This window comes from Tateyamaria algicola (genome assembly GCF_047715485.1).
Lineage (GTDB): Bacteria > Pseudomonadota > Alphaproteobacteria > Rhodobacterales > Rhodobacteraceae > Tateyamaria.
The window spans coordinates 2015635-2034454 of the sequence record NZ_CP180422.1 but is presented as its reverse complement, the minus strand read 5'-3'; the positions used below and the strand labels follow the sequence as shown (position 1 = coordinate 2034454).

Annotated in this window: 21 protein-coding genes; 9 read left to right on the top strand and 12 right to left on the bottom strand. The window is 59.4% G+C overall.

Going from position 1 to position 18820, the window contains the following annotated elements; genetic code table 11:
* Positions 1 to 6: 6 nt before the first annotated feature.
* The 4 genes from mnmG to hemJ all read right to left on the bottom strand — a co-directional run bounded on the left by mnmG (position 7) and on the right by hemJ (position 5032).
* A complete protein-coding gene (gene mnmG / locus ACMHLQ_RS12475; RefSeq protein WP_415405126.1) occupies positions 7 to 1914 on the bottom strand; it encodes a tRNA uridine-5-carboxymethylaminomethyl(34) synthesis enzyme MnmG in 1908 nt (635 codons plus the stop codon).
* On the bottom strand, positions 1880 to 3163 hold the full coding sequence (gene mnmE, locus ACMHLQ_RS12470; protein ID WP_415405125.1) for a tRNA uridine-5-carboxymethylaminomethyl(34) synthesis GTPase MnmE: 1284 nt from the start codon (positions 3161 to 3163) through the stop codon (positions 1880 to 1882). The genes mnmG and mnmE overlap by 35 nt, the downstream gene beginning before the upstream one ends.
* A 22-nt stretch (positions 3164 to 3185) precedes the next feature.
* Positions 3186 to 4457 (bottom strand): transcription termination factor Rho, encoded by a 1272-nt coding sequence (gene rho / locus ACMHLQ_RS12465; RefSeq protein ID WP_415405124.1) that lies wholly within the window; start codon positions 4455 to 4457, stop codon positions 3186 to 3188.
* A gap of 125 nt (positions 4458 to 4582) precedes the next feature.
* A complete protein-coding gene (gene hemJ, locus ACMHLQ_RS12460; RefSeq protein ID WP_415405123.1) occupies positions 4583 to 5032 on the bottom strand; it encodes a protoporphyrinogen oxidase HemJ in 450 nt (149 codons plus the stop codon).
* Positions 5033 to 5440: 408 nt separating this feature from the next.
* Between hemJ and ACMHLQ_RS12455 the strand changes: the two genes are divergently transcribed.
* The 4 genes from ACMHLQ_RS12455 to dnaQ are packed head-to-tail and all read left to right on the top strand — an operon-like array spanning position 5441 to position 8155.
* Complete coding sequence (locus ACMHLQ_RS12455) at positions 5441 to 6040, top strand: Maf family protein (protein WP_415405122.1); 600 nt, start codon at positions 5441 to 5443, stop codon at positions 6038 to 6040.
* A 15-nt stretch (positions 6041 to 6055) separates the two neighbouring features.
* Positions 6056 to 6886 carry a shikimate dehydrogenase gene (locus ACMHLQ_RS12450; protein WP_415405121.1) on the top strand — a complete coding sequence of 277 codons (831 nt, stop codon included), beginning with the start codon at positions 6056 to 6058 and terminating at the stop codon, positions 6884 to 6886.
* The gene (gene coaE / locus ACMHLQ_RS12445; RefSeq protein WP_415405120.1) at positions 6883 to 7476 is read left to right on the top strand and encodes a dephospho-CoA kinase; all 594 of its coding nucleotides are present in this window, start codon (positions 6883 to 6885) and stop codon (positions 7474 to 7476) included. The genes ACMHLQ_RS12450 and coaE overlap by 4 nt, the downstream gene beginning before the upstream one ends.
* Positions 7469 to 8155, top strand: a complete 687-nt coding sequence (gene dnaQ / locus ACMHLQ_RS12440; protein WP_415405119.1) for a DNA polymerase III subunit epsilon — start codon at positions 7469 to 7471, stop codon at positions 8153 to 8155. The genes coaE and dnaQ overlap by 8 nt, the downstream gene beginning before the upstream one ends.
* A 41-nt stretch (positions 8156 to 8196) precedes the next feature.
* On the opposite strand, the gene secB is transcribed toward dnaQ, so the two are convergent.
* The gene (gene secB, locus ACMHLQ_RS12435) at positions 8197 to 8685 is read right to left on the bottom strand and encodes a protein-export chaperone SecB (RefSeq protein WP_415405118.1); all 489 of its coding nucleotides are present in this window, start codon (positions 8683 to 8685) and stop codon (positions 8197 to 8199) included.
* A gap of 58 nt (positions 8686 to 8743) precedes the next feature.
* Complete coding sequence (locus ACMHLQ_RS12430; protein ID WP_415405117.1) at positions 8744 to 9211, bottom strand: FxsA family protein; 468 nt, start codon at positions 9209 to 9211, stop codon at positions 8744 to 8746.
* 115 nt (positions 9212 to 9326) lie between these two features.
* Between ACMHLQ_RS12430 and ACMHLQ_RS12425 the strand changes: the two genes are divergently transcribed.
* The 3 genes from ACMHLQ_RS12425 to ACMHLQ_RS12415 are packed head-to-tail and all read left to right on the top strand — an operon-like array spanning position 9327 to position 11604.
* Positions 9327 to 9986: a Tim44/TimA family putative adaptor protein gene (locus ACMHLQ_RS12425; RefSeq protein WP_415405116.1), complete on the top strand. Its 660-nt coding sequence runs from the start codon at positions 9327 to 9329 to the stop codon at positions 9984 to 9986.
* Between the two features lie 38 nt (positions 9987 to 10024).
* Complete coding sequence (locus ACMHLQ_RS12420; RefSeq protein ID WP_415405115.1) at positions 10025 to 11017, top strand: murein transglycosylase A; 993 nt, start codon at positions 10025 to 10027, stop codon at positions 11015 to 11017.
* Positions 11014 to 11604 carry a Smr/MutS family protein gene (locus ACMHLQ_RS12415; protein ID WP_415405114.1) on the top strand — a complete coding sequence of 197 codons (591 nt, stop codon included), beginning with the start codon at positions 11014 to 11016 and terminating at the stop codon, positions 11602 to 11604. The genes ACMHLQ_RS12420 and ACMHLQ_RS12415 overlap by 4 nt, the downstream gene beginning before the upstream one ends.
* On the opposite strand, the gene ACMHLQ_RS12410 is transcribed toward ACMHLQ_RS12415, so the two are convergent.
* Genes ACMHLQ_RS12410 through hslU form a run of 3 tightly spaced genes read right to left on the bottom strand, consistent with a single transcriptional unit; the run spans position 11587 to position 15290 of the window.
* Positions 11587 to 12831: an MFS transporter gene (locus ACMHLQ_RS12410; RefSeq protein WP_415405113.1), complete on the bottom strand. Its 1245-nt coding sequence runs from the start codon at positions 12829 to 12831 to the stop codon at positions 11587 to 11589. The genes ACMHLQ_RS12415 and ACMHLQ_RS12410 overlap by 18 nt on opposite strands.
* A complete protein-coding gene (locus ACMHLQ_RS12405) occupies positions 12831 to 13928 on the bottom strand; it encodes an alpha/beta hydrolase (RefSeq protein WP_415405112.1) in 1098 nt (365 codons plus the stop codon). Before ACMHLQ_RS12405 ends, ACMHLQ_RS12410 begins: the two co-directional genes overlap by 1 nt.
* Before the next feature lie 54 nt (positions 13929 to 13982).
* Entirely contained in the window at positions 13983 to 15290 is a 1308-nt protein-coding gene (hslU, locus tag ACMHLQ_RS12400) for an ATP-dependent protease ATPase subunit HslU (RefSeq protein ID WP_415405111.1), read from the bottom strand.
* A 136-nt stretch (positions 15291 to 15426) separates the two neighbouring features.
* Here hslU and ACMHLQ_RS12395 point away from each other — a divergent pair, with 136 nt between their 5' ends.
* Complete coding sequence (locus tag ACMHLQ_RS12395; RefSeq protein WP_415405110.1) at positions 15427 to 15801, top strand: DM13 domain-containing protein; 375 nt, start codon at positions 15427 to 15429, stop codon at positions 15799 to 15801.
* Positions 15802 to 15857: 56 nt separating this feature from the next.
* Here the strand turns inward: ACMHLQ_RS12395 and ACMHLQ_RS12390 are convergent, their stop codons facing one another.
* Positions 15858 to 16895, bottom strand: coding sequence for an aldo/keto reductase (locus ACMHLQ_RS12390; protein ID WP_415405109.1), 1038 nt, complete (start codon positions 16893 to 16895; stop codon positions 15858 to 15860).
* Positions 16892 to 17449, bottom strand: a complete 558-nt coding sequence (hslV, locus tag ACMHLQ_RS12385) for an ATP-dependent protease subunit HslV (protein ID WP_415405108.1) — start codon at positions 17447 to 17449, stop codon at positions 16892 to 16894. The genes ACMHLQ_RS12390 and hslV overlap by 4 nt, the downstream gene beginning before the upstream one ends.
* A gap of 101 nt (positions 17450 to 17550) precedes the next feature.
* On the opposite strand from hslV, the gene ACMHLQ_RS12380 reads away from it, so the two are divergent.
* Positions 17551 to 18465: a hypothetical protein gene (locus ACMHLQ_RS12380; protein ID WP_415405107.1), complete on the top strand. Its 915-nt coding sequence runs from the start codon at positions 17551 to 17553 to the stop codon at positions 18463 to 18465.
* Positions 18466 to 18497: 32 nt separating this feature from the next.
* On the opposite strand, the gene trxA is transcribed toward ACMHLQ_RS12380, so the two are convergent.
* A complete protein-coding gene (trxA, locus tag ACMHLQ_RS12375) occupies positions 18498 to 18818 on the bottom strand; it encodes a thioredoxin (protein ID WP_415405106.1) in 321 nt (106 codons plus the stop codon).
* Positions 18819 to 18820: the final 2 nt, after the last annotated feature.

The following is an 18820-nucleotide window of genomic DNA, read 5'->3' as shown; positions in this document are numbered from 1 at the left end:
GATGTATCACGCGGACTTCTTTTCCAGGTAACGAATACGGCCAAGGATAAGCGCAAGAGCAGCAGGAGTCATGCCGTCGATCCGCGCAGCCTGGCCCAAATCCGCAGGACGCACCCGTTCCAGCTTGGTCTTCAACTCGGTCGAAAGCCCTGACACTTGTTCGTAATCAAAAGTGCTGGGGATCACATGCCGTTCATCCTTGCGCAGCTTCTCGACGTCTTTTTGCTGACGTTCGATGTAGTTCGCATAAAGGGCGTCGCGTGCGATCTGCTCCTGAATCTCCGATGGGATGCTTTCAAGCTCTGGCGACAGTTTGGCAACATCAGGAAATACAACGTCAGGAAAGGCCAGTAGCTGGAAAGGCGTCCGCTTCGTTCCGTCTTGATTGATCCGAATACCAACCTGCGCAATCTGTTTCGGCGTAAACGACACCGCGTCCATGACAGCACGCCCAGCGGCCAGCTGTTCCTGCTTTAGGCCGAACACGGCCTTCCTTTCCTCCGCAACACAGCCGATGTCGATGCCCAGCGGCGTAAGACGCTGATCTGCGTTGTCGGCGCGCAAGGACAATCGGAATTCCGCGCGCGACGTGAACATCCGGTAAGGCTCGGTCACACCACGCGTCGTCAGGTCATCAATCATAACGCCGATATAGCTTTGATCACGCCGAAATTGCACGGGATCTTCGCCGCGCACCGCTCTGGCTGCGTTCAAACCCGCCACGAGGCCTTGCGCCGCCGCCTCTTCATATCCTGTCGTACCGTTGATTTGCCCGGCGAGGTACAGACCGTTCACACTGCGCAAAGAAAGGTCCGCATTCAGCGCGCGGGGATCAACATAGTCATATTCGATCGCGTAACCCGGTTGCAGAATCTCGGCATTCTCCAGCCCGAAAATGGACTGGACGTATTCCACCTGAACATCGGTCGGCAAAGAGGTCGAGATGCCGTTGGGATAGACCGTATGATCCTCCAAACCCTCTGGTTCCAGGAATATCTGATGCGAGTCCTTGTCGGCAAAGCGCACGATCTTGTCCTCGATTGACGGACAATACCGGGGTCCAACCCCTTCAATGTGGCCACCATACATCGCAGACCGCTCGAGATTACGGCGGATCACGTCATGCGTTTTGGCGTTCGTGTGCGTTATCCCGCAGGCAACCTGGCGCAGCGGCGCGCGTTTGGACATGAAAGAGAACAGCGTCGGGGTCTCATCCGCATCCTGCTGTTCGAGCTTGTCCCAGGCAATCGTTCGACCGTCAAGACGTGGGGGCGTACCGGTTTTCAGTCGTCCCAGCGGGAGTCCAAAGCTGTCGATCCGATCGGCAAGCCTCGTCGAAGCTTGATCGCCCATACGGCCCCCTGAATAGGATGTGTCGCCAATATGGATAACGCCGCGCAGGAACGTACCCGTCGTCAAGATGACTGCGCGCGCATCAATCTCGGCACCATCGGACAGAACGACGCCGGTGATCGCGTCGCCGGACATTTGGAAATCAACAACCTCGCCCTCGATAACCGTCAGGTTCGGCGCATTTTCAGTCAGCGCCAGCATCTCGCGTTGGTACACCTTGCGGTCAGATTGCGCGCGCGGACCCTGAACAGCAGGGCCCTTCCTGCGATTGAGCAGGCGGAATTGAATGCCAGCAGCGTCAGCGACGCGGCCCATGACACCGTCCATCGCATCAATTTCGCGGACAAGGTGCCCTTTCCCAAGGCCTCCGATAGCCGGATTGCACGACATAACACCGATACCTGAGCGTTTCATCGTGACCAGTCCGGTCTTAGCCCCCATGCGTGCCGCCGCATGTGCCGCCTCACAGCCTGCATGACCTCCGCCAATCACGATGACATCGAATTGTTTCACGTGAAACACTCCATCATTTACCAAGGCAAAAGCTGGAGAATATCTCATCCAGCAGGTTTTCTACGTCAACGCGGCCCACAACCGCTTCCAAGGATCGAATCGCGATCCGGATTTCTTCTGCCGCGATATCATATTGCTCTGACCCTGCGCCAACGAAACGGGCCGCCTGCGCCAAAGTGCTCAACGACGCCCCCATCGCGCTACGATGGCGTTCGTGGGTCAGCAAACCAGCGCCTGACGCGCGCGCACTCAGTTTAGCAGAAACCTCGGCGATCAATTCTTGAACGCCCTGCCCTGTTTTTCCAGATATCGCCAAGACACTGTCCGAGCGTTGATCGGCCTTGGGCGCATAGACCAAATCGTCCTCTGCAGGTTCAATGGGCAAATCATCCCCATCTTCCAACAGAAAAACACGGAGGTCTGCAGATCGCGCACGCTGTATCGCCCGTGCAATCCCCTCAGCCTCAACCTCATCCTGGCCATCGCGCAATCCTGCGGTGTCCAGAAGCGTGACAGGAACGCCTGCGAGGTCCATGCGAACCTCGATCACGTCCCGAGTCGTGCCAGCGAATTGCGATGTGATCGCCGCCTCCCGCCTGGCCAATGCGTTCAGCAATGTGGATTTGCCTGCATTTGGTGGCCCAACGATCGCCACCTCAAAGCCTGTACGAATGCGCTCTGCTGCCGCGAACCCATCTAGTTCTCGTTCAATGTCGTCGCGCACGCTGGTCAACAACGCCTGAACCTCTGGCGTCACATCAACCGGAACATCCTCGTCCGCAAAATCAATTGTCACCTCGATCAACGACGCTGCCCGGATCAGATCACTGCGCCAGGCTTCGATCTTCTCACCCAAGGCACCGGATACCGTCCGCAAGGCCTGTTGCCGCTGCGCCTCCGTCTCCGCTTCGATCAGATCGCCAAGCCCTTCGACCTGCGCCAGATCCATCTTGTCGTTTTCCAGGGCACGGCGTGTAAACTCGCCCGGCTCCGCAATGCGCGCAGGCGTATCTGCCAAAGCCCGCAGAACCGCCGCAATCACCGCGACACTTCCGTGGAGATGAAATTCAACGACATCTTCGCCGGTGAAACTCGCCGGTCCGGCAAAGGTCAACACCAGCGCTTGGTCCAAGACCTCTCCGGCTTTGTCCTTCAGACCCCGGAGAGCGGCCTTGCGCGGAGGAGGCAGCGCGCCCGCCAGCGCCTCGGCGCAGGCAAAAGCCTGCGGCCCGGATATTCGAACAACGGCAACGCCCGCCCGCCCCTGCGCGGTTGCAAGGGCAAAAATCGTATCCATCGCTGCGCCCTCCGCCAGCGCGTCAGGTGTTCATGGAGTCGAAGAATTCCGCGTTTGTCTTGGTCTGTTTCAGCTTGGAAATCAGGAACTCGATCGCATCGGTCGTGCCCATCGGGTTCAGGATACGGCGCAACACGAATGTCTTGGTCAGATCGACCTTGTCGACCAACAGGTCCTCTTTCCGTGTGCCGGATTTGAGGATGTCCATGGCGGGGAACACGCGTTTGTCCGCAATCTTGCGATCCAGCACGATTTCCGAGTTACCCGTGCCTTTGAATTCTTCAAAGATCACCTCGTCCATCCGGCTGCCGGTATCAATCAGGGCTGTCGCGATGATCGTCAGCGATCCGCCCTCTTCGATGTTCCGCGCCGCACCAAAGAACCGCTTGGGGCGTTGCAATGCGTTTGCGTCCACACCACCGGTCAGAACCTTGCCGGACGACGGCACCACAGTGTTGAAGGCTCTACCAAGTCTTGTGACCGAGTCCAGCAAGATAACAACATCTCGCTTGTGTTCGACCAAACGCTTGGCCTTTTCGATCACCATCTCGGATACAGCGACGTGGCGCGTTGCAGGCTCATCAAAGGTCGAGCTGACAACTTCGCCTTTGACCGACCGTTGCATGTCGGTGACTTCCTCGGGCCGCTCGTCGATCAGCAGAACGATCAGATAACATTCTGGATGGTTCTTCTCGATGCTCGAGGCGATGTTTTGCAGCAGAACCGTCTTACCCGTCCGCGGCGGGGCCACGATCAGCGACCGCTGGCCTTTCCCGATGGGCGCGACAAGGTCGATGATCCGGGCCGACCGGTCCTTCGTCGCGGGATCGTTGGTCTCCATCGTCAGCCGCTCATCCGGGTATAGCGGCGTCAGGTTCTCAAACGCGATCTTGTGGCGTGCCTTGTCCGGCTCTTCAAAGTTGATGGCCGTGGCGCTTGTCAGTGCAAAGTAGCGTTCCGCATCGTCAGGGGCCTTGATCATCCCGTGGATCGTATCCCCCGTCCGCAACGAATATTTACGGATCATCTCGGGCGAGACATAGATGTCATCGGGGCCCGGAAGATAGTTCGCCTCGGGCGAGCGCAGGAAACCGAAACCGTCCTGAACAACCTCCAGCACACCGTCGCCGTAGACCTCCCATCCCTCATCCGCGCGTTCGCGCAGAATCTGGAACATCATCTCGCCCTTCCGCATGGTCGAGGCGTTTTCGATTTCCAGCTCTTCGGCCATCGCCAAGAGGTCTTTGGGGCTTTGCGCCTTGAGGTCGGCAAGCGCTAGGATTTCAGTGGTCATGGGAATACTCTCAGGGCGCACGCAAATCGGCGCCTCAGTCACAGTCAGATGTCATAGCTAGGTGCAGGTCCCCGGACGGGGTGCGACACCGCAGATAGGCGCTGTCCGGCGCGGAGTCAACGGTTTCAGAACTTCACCACCACCGACAGCACGATCAGAACCATGAGCAACGTCGGCACTTCGTTCATCATCCGGTACTGACGGCCCGTCTTGACCGGCCCACCAGCCGCAAAGGCTTTGCGCTGCTTGCCCAGCCATCCGTGAAAGCCGGACATGGCCAGAATGCCCACCAGCTTGGTCCAGGGCCACACGGCGCCCCAGTCGATCACCCCGGGGATCAGGGCAAGGCAGATACCAAAGATCCAGGTTGCGATCATGGCCGGGTTCATGATCACCTTGAGCAGCTTGTATTCCATGGTCTGGAACAGCGCGTGCGTGTCCCCCTCCAGGCCAACCTGTTCGGTGTGATAGACATAGAGCCGTGGCAGATAGAACAGCGCGGCCATCCACGCGATCACTGACATGATGTGAAATGCCTTGATCCAGGGATACAGTCCAGCAAGCAGGTCGATCATGGAACACTCCGGTTACCTTCGGCCTTCCCTAATAAATAAAATATATAAAGAGAAAAGGATGATGATTTTGTAGGGGCGTGATTTTCTGTGGATTATCGGGTTAACGGCAGGGTTATCCTGCTTGTGCACGGATGCCTGCCAGTTGTTCATAGAGACAAGGCTGATTTCAGATACTTGATTAAAATCAAAATGTTATGTGTGATTTTCTGGCCTGTTGTCCCTGAGTTTCGTGTGGATAACCTTGTATACAGACAGTTACTCACAAACCCGGCGTTATCCTTCCCCTCATGGGACGAAAACTGCAAAACAGGGGTGAGGTGAGGGTGTTTCCTCACTTGCACGCCAGGACAGGATTGCCCAGACAATCCTCCATCCAGTCATCTGCCAATCGCTCACAGGGTTACCCACATGCATACCCCCATCATTCTGGCCTCAGGCTCCAGCATCCGGGCGGATCTGCTGCGCAATGCGGGCCTGACCTTTTCGATTGAAAGGCCGCGGGTGGACGAGGATGCGATCAAGGATGCGCTGTTGGCCGAAGGCGCGCCGCCCCGCGATGTCGCCGATGCCCTGGCCGAGATGAAGGCGCGCAAGATTGCCGACAAGAACCCGGATGCCTTTGTCATAGGGTGCGATCAGGTTCTGGCCTTTGACAATGCGCTGCTGTCCAAGCCCAAGGATACGGAAGAGGCGCGAAACCAACTGCGTGCGATGCGCGGTGAGCGGCATATGTTGCTGTCAGCCGCTGTCGTCTATCACGAGGGCAAGCCGGTCTGGCGTCACATCGGTCAGGTCCGATTGCGGATGCGGGATGTGTCGGATGAGTATCTAGACGGATATATCGAAAGAAATTGGGATGACATTCGCCATTCAGTAGGGGCATATCAACTTGAGGCCGAGGGGGTGCGGCTGTTCCACAGCATTGACGGGGACTATTTCCATGTCCTTGGGATGCCACTTCTGGAACTGCTGGCCTTTCTCACGCTTCGTGGTGTGATCGACGGATAACCAACGGTAAAGACGATGACGGGTAAAATACCATTGGCTGGGGTCATTGGCTCCCCCATTTCACATTCCAAGTCGCCGCAGCTGCACCGCCACTGGCTCAAGACCTATGGCTTGGCGGGTGACTATGTTCCGATGGATGTCGCGGCCCAGGATTTGGAGACTGTGTTGCGGACATTGCCAAAGGCGGGGTTTGTCGGCGTCAACATCACCATTCCGCACAAGGAGGCTGCGCTCGAGATCGCAGATCTGGTCACGGATCGCGCGACCTTGATTGGTGCCGCCAACACGCTGATCTTTCGCAAGGATGGCAACATCCACGCGGACAACACTGACGGCTATGGGTTCCTCGAAAACCTCAAGGCGGGCGCGCCCGGCTGGGTGCCTTCTGCTGGTCCGGCAACTGTGCTGGGTGCGGGGGGAGCGGCGCGCGCTGTGGTTGCGTCCCTTCTGGATGCTGGTGTTCCCGAAATCCTGTTGACCAACCGCACCCGTGTGCGGGCCGAAAAGTTGTCCGAGGATTTCGGCAATCGCGTGACCGTTGTCGATTGGGTGCAGGCCGGCAATATCCTCGAAGAATCCACCTTGGTGATCAACACCACATCGTTGGGCATGATTGGCAAGCAGGCGATGCGCGTCCCCCTTGATGGATTGCGGCGGGGCACGGTGGTCACTGACCTGGTTTATACCCCCCTTCGCACCGATCTGCTGGCCGTGGCCGAAGAAGCGGGATGTGTCACCGTCGATGGGTTGGGCATGCTGTTGCATCAGGCTGTGCCCGCGTTTGAGCGCTGGTTCGGTCAACGCCCCGATGTGGACAGCGCCGCGCGTGCCGCAGCCCTGCGATGACATTCAAACTGGGGCTGACCGGGTCCATCGGCATGGGCAAATCCACAACGGCCCAGATGTTTGTTGAGGAAGGGTGCGCACTGTGGGATGCGGATGCTGCCGTGCATCGCCTGTATTCAAAGGGCGGTGCGGCCGTGGCCCCGATGGGTGCTGTTTTCCCGACGGCAATCCGGGATGGCGCGGTCAGTCGGGACGCGCTGCGCAGCATCATCTCTGATGACCCAACCGCACTGGCCCGTATCGAAGCGATCGTGCATCCACTGGTCGCTCAGGACCGTGCCGAATTCATTGGGGCATCAAGCGCAGATATCCTCGTCTTCGACATTCCGTTGCTGTTCGAAACGGGAGGTGATGCGGCGATGGACGCTGTCGCAGTCGTTCATGTCCCCGACGATGTGCAAGAGGCCCGTGTCATGGCGCGGGGCACGATGAGCCATGCGCAGTTCCTCGCCATCCGTGCCAAACAACTGCCGAGTGCCGAGAAATGCGCCCGCGCCGATTTCGTTATCGAGACTGACACAGTTGAACATGCCCGCGCGCAAGTTCATCATATCATCGAGCAGATCAAGAACAGGGCCGGACATGCGTGAAATCGTTCTCGACACTGAAACCACGGGGTTTGACCCCGAAGGCGGGGATCGCATCGTCGAGATTGGGGCGATTGAGCTGATTGGCCATGTGCCGACGGCAAATGTGTTCCACGAATACATCGACCCGGAACGATCCATGCCGCAAGAGGCGTTCGAAGTGCACGGGCTTGGTGATGACTTTCTGCGCGGCAAACCGAAATTTGCCGAGCTTGGTCAGAAGTTTCTGGACTTCATCGGTGATGCCAAGCTGGTGATCCACAACGCCGCCTTTGACATGAAGTTCCTGAATGCGGAACTGAAGTGGATGGGACTGCCCGCAATTCCCTATGACCGCGCCATTGATACGCTCGACATTGCGCGCCGCCGTTTCCCCGGATCGCCCGCGTCGCTGGACGCCTTATGCCGCCGCTTTGCGATCGACAATTCCGCGCGCACCCTGCACGGCGCCTTGCTTGACAGTGAAATCCTGGCCGAGGTCTATCTTGAGCTGATCGGCGGACGTCAGCCCGATTTTGGTCTGTCCACTGCCGGGCGCAACACGTCGGACACCCAAGGTGATGGCGATTGGACACCCCCGCCCCGCCCCAAGGCGTTGCCGCCACGCGGATCCGACAGCGAACGCGCTGCGCACGCTGCTTTTGTTGCGAAACTGGGGGAAAAGGCGCTGTGGCCGAACTAGGCGGCCCGGAACCGATTGTCCCGGGCGGCCTTGTCTTGTGATCAGTTGACCGGTGTTTCGGCCTGTGCCGCGTCGCTTTGGCGGCGTGCAATCTCGTTACGATAGAGCGAGATGAAATCGATATTCTCGAGGTTCAGCGGCGGGAAGCCACCGTCGCGCGTCACATCGCTGACCACGCGGCGCAGGAACGGGAAAATCATCCGCGGGCACTCGATCAGCAGGAATGGGTGCATCTGGTCTTCTGGCACCTTGTCGATGAAGAACAGGCCGACATAGTCGATCTCGAGAACGAACAGAACGGTGTCGCCCTCTTTGTCTTTCGAGGTGATGTTCAGCTTGATCGACGCTTCGTACTGGTTTTCCTGTGCGCGCTTTTTCGCATCCAGGTTCACCTGCACCTGCACATCGGGCTGAACGTCAGGCGACGCGCCTTTTTGTGCAACGATGTTTTCAAACGACATGTCGCGGACAAATTGACCCAACACGCGCATCTGCGGTGCGGTTGGTGGGGTCTCTGTTTCTTCGGCCATTAAATCACTCCCGGCGGAAAATTGAATTTGCCTCTCGTAACAGCTTGGCCGGATAGCCTCAATGCTTGGTCCACTCGGATGGTCCGTCACTTTTGCGCTGATCCGCCTTTACCTCGGAATACTCGGCATCAATGATGTCCGGATGCTGTGGTGGCTGCGGGTGGCTTGAAAAGGTCGTGACCTTGATGCGCGACCGCGCCCATTTGAACACCGCCAGCCGCACACCGGGCACCAGCAGAGCAAAACCAACCGCATCCGTGAAAAAGCCGGGCGTCAGCAACAGCGCCCCGGAAAACAGGATCATCGCCCCGTGCGCCAAGGCCTCGCTGGGGTCGCGCATCTGGTTAAACGAGGATTTCACCTGCGACATGGCTTGAATGCCCTGCGCGCGTACAAGCATCGTTCCGATCACGGCGGTGATGACCACGATCAGCAGGGTCCACCCCAGGCCAATCGCGCCGCCAATCTGAATGAAAAGCGCGATCTCGATCAGGGGGACGAGAAGAAAAGCAACAAACAGCCACATATGCGACTTCCTTTCCATGGGCCATTCTGGCCTCGCGGTGGACTTGGTGCCACCTTGCACCTACATAAGGAACGGACGTGGCCGATGCCACCCGAGCCCGCTTAACGAGGTATGAATGAACTCTCCGCTGATCCAGCTTCTTGTCCTTGCCGGCATCGCCGTTTTCCTGATTCTGCGTTTGAAGAACGTGCTTGGGACGCGTGAAGGTTTCGAACAGCCCCCCGTTCCAAAAACGGCGAATGACCGTCTTGGCGGCCCAAATCTTGAGGTGATCGAAGGCGGCCCCGACCTCGACATCACGGATCACGTGGATGAAGACAGCCCAGCCGCCCACGCGCTGACCGAGATGAAGCGTATTGAACCCTCCTTTAACGTCGCCGATTTTCTGCAAGGTGCCCGTGGTGCCTACGAGATGATCGTGATGGGATACGAGCAGGGTGAGCTGGCCAATATCCAGCCGTTCCTGTCCGAAGAAGTCTATGAGTCTTTCGTTGACGGCGTTGCCGCGCGCGAAGATCAGGGCCTGACCATCGAGGCCGAATTTATCGGCGTGCGCGAGCTGAAACTTGTCGACGCGACCTATGATCCGGAGTCCAGCGAAGCAGAACTGACGATTAAATTCGTAGCCGAACTCACATCTGCTGTTCGCGATCAGGGTGGAGATATCGTAGAAGGTAGCCTAACCGAGGTGAAAAAGCAGAAAGACACGTGGTCTTTTGCGCGAACCATGGGGGCTGACGACCCGAATTGGCTACTGGTGTCTACAGACGCGTAATCCGATCATTTGTCGGTATGTGCTGTGCGTTTGCCTCCATGACAGGTGGGGCGAGCGCCGACGTGCACTATACGGTGATGGATTTTGCAGCCCTTGATGGCTGGGCCGATGACGATCACGCCGCCGCGCTGACGACGTTCCAGAATACGTGCCGGGATATGAATGATCCCGATTGGACGGCGCTATGTGCTTACGCCACCCAAAATCCCGATCCGCGGGCGTTCTTCGAACTGTTCTTTCGCCCCGTTCTGATCGAAGACGGGGCCGCGGGGCTGTTTACGGGATATTTTGAGCCCGAACTGGATGGGTCACTGCGGCGCAGCAGCCGCTATCGCTATCCGGTCTACGCTATGCCGCCCGAGGCGCGCGTCAACCGGCCCTGGCTGACCCGGCGCCAGATCCTGGAAGGGTCTGTTATGGATGGCCGTGGCCTGGAAATCGCGTGGGTCGATGACCCGGTCGAGCTGTTCTTTCTTCAGATCCAGGGGTCCGGACGCATCCGTTTGCCGGGTGGGCGGACGATCCGCGTGGGCTATTCCGGGTCGAACGGCCACGAATACCGCTCAATCGGGGCCGAACTGGTGCGGCGCGGCACTTACGCGGCCCATCAGGTCAGCGCGCAGGTGATCAAGAACTGGGTCAAGCGCAATCCATTCGATGGCCAACAGCTGCTCTATCACAACAACTCCTACGTCTTTTTCCGTGAGGTGAGCGAAGTACCCTCAGACCGGGGGCCGCTGGGTGCGATGAACCGGTCCATCACCACGATGCGGTCCATTGCAGTTGATCCCAAATTCGTCCCGCTGGGTGCGCCTGTATGGATCGAAAAGGATGGCCAGAACCCGCTGCGCCGCCTGATGATCGCGCAGGACACCGGGTCGGCGATCAAGGGGGCGCAACGCGCCGATGTGTTCTTTGGCACCGGTGACAAGGCGGGGCGAGACGCGGGCCGTTTGCGCGATCCGGGCCGGATGATGGTACTGATGCCGATCCAGCGCGCCTATGCCCTGCTGCCGGAAAGCGCAATATGAGCCGCCGCAAACTCCGCCCGGATGAAGAAGAGTTGTGGCGCAAGGTTGTTGAAAAGACGGACCGCCTGCACCCTGAAAAACCGCTCGATCCCAGTGACTTTGTCACCACGCCCCAGCCGAAACCACGCAAGACGCTTCCGTTTGTAACGATGCCTCAGGCCGTTGAGATGCCAGCGCGCCGCCCGTCAACCAGCGTTTCATTGACGCCCACGATTTCCGATCAGGTGCGCAGCCAACCCGTTCAGATGGACCGCAAGGCGTTCGACCAGATGAAACGGGGCAAGTTGCGTCCCGAGGGCAAGCTGGACCTGCACGGCATGACGTTGGACCGCGCCCATCCTGCCTTGACCCGTTTTGTTCTGCGCGCGCAAGCGCAGGGCAAACGCCTGGTTCTGGTGGTGACGGGCAAAGGCAAACAGCGCGATGACGGCGGCCCGATCCCTGTTCGCTTTGGTGTGCTGCGCCATCAGGTGCCGCAATGGCTTGCAACCCCGCCCCTGTCATCGGCTGTCTTGCAAGTGACCGAGGCGCATTTGCGTCATGGTGGCAGCGGCGCCTATTACGTTTACTTACGCAAAGCCCGGTAGGCTGCGGCGCGCGCGGCGCACCCCGATCCACATGCACAAGGTCGCGATCAGGAAATAGATAGATACACCCACGTATTGAACGGGTAGATCGACACCCAGATCAATCAACACACCCGTGATCCCCGGCCCTAGGGCGGACCCCAAGACCATAACTGCCGCCGCCATCGCCTTGATCGATCCGATGCTGCGCGTCCCGTAAAATTCAGCCCAAAACGCGTTGGGTAGGGTCGCATTTGCGCCGGTCGTCAGCGCAAAGAATACCAGCCCGGCCGCGCCCGCCCATAGCGAGCCCGCCCCTGCAAAGAATAGGAAGGCGATCACCAAAGGCAGTTGGAAAAACGGCATCAGGCGGGCCGTCCCAAATCTGTCCAAAGCGATGCCAGACAGGATCATCGCACCGATCCCGGCCACCGTGTAAATGGGAAACAGCGCAACAAGAGAGATATGCGCCCACCCTTTCAGTTCTGCGTAATAGGCCTGATGAAAGAAGAACGCAGTGCCAAAGGCCGACAGGCCCGCTAGTCCGGGCACCATCAGCCAGAACAGCGGATGCATCAACGTTTCACGACGGGTCCAGTGGCGTGTCTCCATCCCCGTGCTCTGGTTTTCGTCGGCCATAGACTGCGGCGTGCGTTCGGATTTCAGCAGCGCGGCGAGGATGGGTATGCCGGCAAAGGCGATGCCTGCGGCAATCACCCACAACATCCGCCAGTCGAACACCGTCATCAGCGCAACAAATGTCAGGGGCAGAATGGCCTCCCCCAGGGAAAAGCCCAAGGTGGCAACAGCCAGTGCGCGGCCTCGGGTGGCCACGAACCAGCGGGCCATGGCGACGATCGCGATGTGGCTGGTCATGCCCTGCCCGGTCAGCCGCAGCGCAAAGATCACAACGGGCAAGAGGGCGGCGTAAGGATTCCATGCCATCGCCAGACAGGACAGGCCCAATAGGCCCAGTACGGCCATGCCCAACGCACGCGCCCGAAACATATCCGTCAAGCCACCGGCCCAGACCATGACGGCGGCGGCCACAAACGTGCCCAGCGCGTAAATGCCACCCCAGCCCCCGTGCGACAGGCCAAAGTCGGCCTGTATCCGAGCGGCAAAGATCGAGATGAAGAATGTCTGACCGAATGACGAAAGCAGGGTCAACAATGCACCTGCGGCCAGCCAGCTTTTGTTGTCCCCCAAGAACGAAATCAGGTCAGTGCGGGGGAGCTTGTTGTTCACTAACGCGCATCTCCGTTGGCGTTGAGACTGGCGCTTGGTGAGTTCAGCAATACCCGCCGCTGTCCTGGCAATACCACCGTCGCACCGCTGCGCCCCCGCAGAAACTCACGATCCAGATCAGAGGACCGGCGCAGCAACTGGATCAGCGCGGGCGACCCGCCCACGACAAAATGGTTGCCTGACCTGCGATCCGAAAAGGCGGACACATCGACAACCGTCAGCGGCAAATCCGCCACCTCATCCGAATTCTGGATATTGCCGAGCTGCGATTTCTCGCCCCGCAACCGCGAGGACACCCGCAAGACGGCATCCTTGCGCGACACGATCACCACAAACGGGTCCGGGACAGTCTGAATGCGGCTGAACTGGCTGCGGAATACGTCAACGTTGATGTCGGGCGACATCAGGATCACGCCCCGAATATTGCGCCCGACCCAACCGGGGTCGGCAATCTCGAGCTGGCGAAATGTCTCCATGACCAGGGCGCTGCCCATGGAGTGGGCGACGACAATGACGTCCGGTTGGTCCGCAGTTCGGACCGCACGCAAAAGCTCGGCCAGACCATCGCGGGCAAACAGCGCACTGTCCTGATCGTATTCATAGCCCAGCGGGTTGCCCCGACTTGGCCAGGAATAGCTGACATGCGCGCCGGGGATTTCCAGATCATGCGCCAGCTGTGCCATGCGAAAGGCGGAGTCCGAAAAGCTGTTGTTGAAGCCGTGAACAAACACTGTCACCTCGCGGCGATCCGATGATCTTGCCGCCACCTCGCCTGCCACGCGCCGGGCAAAATCGTTGCGATCCGCAAAATCGCCAAGTTCGGCCAGTGCAAAGTCGCGGTCGAGTTTGGGTTTGTCATAGCCATCCGATACGGTGCCCAGATCCCGGTTCGGTGGAATGGATACCGTGGCCTCCATCAGCCGCAGCGTTGTCGAACGCCCGATCCCAAACTCCCCCGCATCGTTCAGGGCGCGGGTTGTGCCGATGAACACGGTTTTGTTCAGGCCATAGTTCAGCGCGTCCGGCACAATCGGCGCAGCAGTCCTGTCACTGCACCCGACAAGGGCCAGCACACACACGAAAATGGTCCACCGCATTTCTACACCGTTCAGTTCAGTTAGTCAGGATGTACCCGACACCGAGCCGTACGGCTAGAGGACATAGCGGCTGACATCGGTCGAGCGCGCCAATTCGCCCAAGTGCTGCTCGACGAAAGCGGCATCGACGACGATTTGATCCCCACCTCGATCCGGCGCGTTAAAGGACAACTCCTCGAACACACGCTCCATCACGGTATATAGGCGGCGCGCTCCGATGTTTTCGACGCTCTGGTTCACCTCGGCGGCGATGCGGGCCAGCGCGCGGATGCCTTCGGGTTCGAACGTCACCGTCACCTGCTCGGTTGCCATCAGGGCGGTGTATTGAAGGGTCAGGGCATTGTCCGTCTCCTCCAGAATGCGGACAAAATCATCCTCGGTCAGCGCCCGCAACTCGACCCGGATCGGTAGACGGCCCTGCAATTCGGGCAGCAGGTCAGACGGTTTGGCAATGTGGAATGCGCCGGAGGCGATGAACAGGATGTGGTCGGTTTTGACAGGTCCGTGTTTCGTGCTGACGGTTGTCCCTTCGATCAGGGGCAGCAGATCGCGCTGCACCCCCTCGCGGCTGACATCGGCGCCGCGCGCATCCGAGCGGGCGCAGACCTTGTCGATTTCGTCCAGGAATACGATCCCGTTTTCCTGCACCGCCTCGAGCGCGGTCTTGGTCACGGTTTCATCATCCAGCAGCTTGTCCGCCTCTTCCCCGATCAGCAGGTCGTAGCTTTGGGCGACTGTCAGTTTCTTGCGCGTGGTGCGCCCGCCCATGGCTTTGCCGAACAGATCGCCGAGGTTCATCATGCCCATGTTGCCGCCCGGCTGGCCGGGGATGTCCATCATCGGGAACGGGTTCGACGTATCGGCTACGTCCAGCTCGATCACGGTATCGTCCAACTCGCCCGCCTTCAGCTTCTTGCGGAACATCTCGCGGGTGCCATCGCGGGCATCGGTGCCTGCAATCGCTTCGATCACGCGGTTCTCGGCGGCCTTGTAGGCGTTCGCCTTGACGTCGTCACGCATGTGTTCGCGGGTCTCGATAATGGCGGCATCGACGAGATCGCGCACGATCTGTTCCACGTCCCGCCCGACATAGCCGACTTCGGTGAACTTGGTCGCCTCGACCTTGAGGAAGGGCGCGCGCGCCAGCTTGGCAAGGCGGCGGCTGATCTCGGTCTTGCCCACGCCTGTGGGGCCGATCATCAGGATGTTCTTGGGATAGACCTCGTCCCGCAGATCATCATCCAGTTGCTTGCGCCGCCAGCGGTTGCGCAGGGCCACGGCCACGGCCCGTTTGGCATCGGCCTGCCCGATGATAAAGCGGTCAAGCTCGGAAACGATTTCGCGGGGCGTGAGGTCGGTCATGCAGTTCTCCTTCGCGCTTCGATGTAACCTTTGATCACAGAAACGCAACCACGCTCACGTCCGCGTGCGGGGTGCTGCAATATACGGTACAGTCTGCCATGTTGGCTTTGTCACAATTTCCAAGGGAGCATCCCAGATGAACCGCCGTAGATTCCTGTCTTTCACCGCCCTGGGCCTCGCCTCGCTGCCCGCAACCTCGCTGTTTGCAGGTGGGCATGGCCGTCTGGGGACTTTCAAAGGCGCCAGCAACCACGTCACGACCGGCACGGCCGAGGTGGCAGGTAATCAGGTCAACCTGTTGGCTGACTTCACCTTTGACGGTGCGCCCGACCCCAAGGTGGCGCTGGGCAAGAACGGGTATGACAAGAATACGCTGATGGGCCCCCTCACATCGGACAAGGGCGCGTCCAGCTATGCCATCCCTGCCGGGATCGACGCCAGCGAATACAACGAAGTCTGGATCTGGTGCGAAAAGTTCAACGTGCCGCTGGGCGTCGCCAAACTGAACTGAGCCCATCCAGGCAAGACAAGACAATGGCCGCGCTGCACACGCGGCCACTTTTGCGTTTAGTCGAGGATCTTGGTGAACACCTCATCCCGCATCATGGCGTCAAACCAATGGGGATACAGCTTGCCCGGAGGGGACGCGGCATCAAGGGCTGCGATTTGTTCATCCGACAGGGTCAGGCCGGGCGCTGCCAGCGCGGCTTCCATCTGGCTCATCTTTGATGCCCCGAAAATCACGGTGTGATCGGATTTCTGCGCAAGAATCCACGCCAGTGCGACGGTTGCCGGATGTGCATCATGGGCCCGCGCGACATTGGTCAAGGTAGAGATGGCGTTGTGCGCCGTTTTGATATCGACGTCCAGGAAATCACCGCCAATTGCAAGACGGCCCTCGGTCGCGTCCAGTTTCTCAGGATCGTATTTGCCCGACAGCAGCCCGCCCGCCAGCGGCGACCACGCCATCAGGCTGCCGCCCATTTCGGCCATCATCGGCAGCACATCATGCTCAACATCACGAGCGACGGCGTTGTAGAGGTATTGGCCCGCGATGAACGGCGTCATGCGGTTGTCGCGCTGGTACTGGATGGCCCGCGCGCCATGCCATGCCGGCCAGTTCGAGAATCCGATATAGCGCACCTTGCCATGATCAATCGCAATCTGCAGCGCGGCCAGCGTTTCCTCCATCGGGGTGGTGAAATCGGTCTTGTGCAGGACAAGCAGGTCAATGTGATCAATGCCCATCCGCCCTAGGCTGCCATCAATCTGTTTCAGCACATGGCCGCGGCTGAGCCCGGCGTCGTTCAGCTGATCGGTCTGACGGAACCCAAGCTTGGTGCAAATCACCGCCTCGTTGCGGCGCTTGCCCAGCGCCTTGCCCAGGATCACCTCGGATTCACCGTTCGAATACCCATCGGCGGTGTCAAAGAAATTCACGCCAGCATCCAGCGCGTGGGTGACCATTTCCGTGGCGCTGTCCTGTCCAACAGTGGCAACGCCGGGCAGCCAGTCGGACCCAAGATTGAAGGTCATCGTGCCAAAGCACATGCGGCTGACAATCAGCCCGCTGTTGCCAAGCCGGGTGTACGCCATGTCCGTCATTTTCTGATCTTCTCTACCGTGAGGTTTCCATTGGTGTAGACGCAGATATCGGAGGCAATCGCCATCGCATCGCGCGCAACCGTTTCCGCGTCACGGTCGCTGTCTATCAATCCGCGCGCAGCGGCCAGTGCATAGTTCCCGCCAGAGCCGATGGCGGCGACATTGTGCTCAGGCTCCAGCACATCGCCAGCGCCGGTGATCACGAACATGTCCGCGCCGTCCGTGACGATCAGCATCGCCTCGAGCTTTTGCAGGTACTTGTCGGTGCGCCAGTCCTTGGCCAATTCGACGCTGGCGCGGGCCAATTGGCCAGGCGTCGCCTCCAGCTTGGTTTCCAGCCGTTCCAGCAGGGTGAACGCATCCGCCGTTGATCCGGCAAAGCCTGCAACCACATCAAACCCACCAGGGCTGAGGCGACGCACCTTGCGCGCCGTCCCCTTGATCACGGTCTGGCCCAGCGACACCTGCCCATCCCCGGCAATCACCACCTCACCGCCCTTTTTCACGCCTATGATCGTGGTTCCGTGCCAGCCGGGAAAGTCTGCGTTGGCCATGCGGGGCCTCCTTTGTTTGCTGGAATGTATATGGCTTTTGGTCGCGGGTGGGGCAAGGTCCCCATCTTGTCGCCCGAAACGCCCGGCCCTAGGGTGTCGCCATGCCCCAGCCCAAACGCGTGCGTTTCTACCTCGAAGATGACTTGCGCGACAGCGCGGCTACGGGGCGGCACAATTTCATCTCGAAAATCGTGCAGGTTCTCGAACGGTCCGGTTTCGAGGTGGGCTTTCATCCCAACACCCCGGCGGAACGGCTCAAGGCCATCGGGCGTCGCGGCTATGGACTGTGCCACATGACACCACCGCCAAACGCGCGTTGCCTGACGTTTCGCAGGGTCTATCACTATCCGTTCTGGCAAATTCAGCCATCAGACAAGCGCTGGGAATGGGACGTGGCGACGGTGCAGTTTGACCCGGATACATGCCCCGAGGCTGAGGCAGACCGGTTTTTCGGCTATTGGCGCAAACGCATCTGCGGTGACCTGCTGAACGAGATTGCCGATGACGGGTTCATCTACATACCCCTCCAGGGTCGACTGACGGAACAGCGGTCATTCCAATCCTGCAGCCCGATCGAGATGATTTCCAAAACACGCGCCGCGTGCCCGCACCAACAGATCATCGCGACACTGCATCCCAAGGAGACGTATGCCGCAGACGAAGTTGCGCAGCTGCACGCGCTTGCATCTGCCGACCCGTTGTTGCGCATCGACAAGGGTGGGCGCGACAGGTTCCTGCCCCGGTGCAGCTTCATCGTCACACAGACGTCAGGCGTGGCTTTTGACGGTATGTTCTTTGGCAAACCCGCGGTGCTGTTTGGGCAAACGGATTTTCACCACATGGCACGCAATGGCCAATACCCTGGTGCGTTCGAAAACGTCGCCGACCATGTTCTGGACTATGCCAAATATGTCTGGTGGGTCTGGCAGCACATGGCCATCAATGCAGGCCATGACAGTGCCGGGGCCAAGATTGCGGCAAAACTATCCGCCGCAGGGTGGCCAGTAGAGGCGTGAGGGCACCCAGGTGTTGGGCGCCCTGACGGCGTTTAGATGGAGTCAACGATCCAGTTCATCAAGGCGGCCTTGGGCTTGGCCCCCGCCATGTTCGACACGACCTGACCGTCCTTAAAGATGAACAGCGCAGGAATACCGCGCACACCCATCTGGGCAGGTGAATTCGGGTTCGTGTCCACGTCGACTTTGACGATCTTCACTTTGCCCGCCAATTCGACCGACAGCTCTTCGAGCGCTGGGCCAATCTGCTTACAGGGGCCGCACCATTCGGCCCAGAAATCCACCACAACGGGGACATCGGAATTTTTGACTTCTGCGTCAAAGGTTGCGTCGGTTACGGCCGTGGTCGCCATTG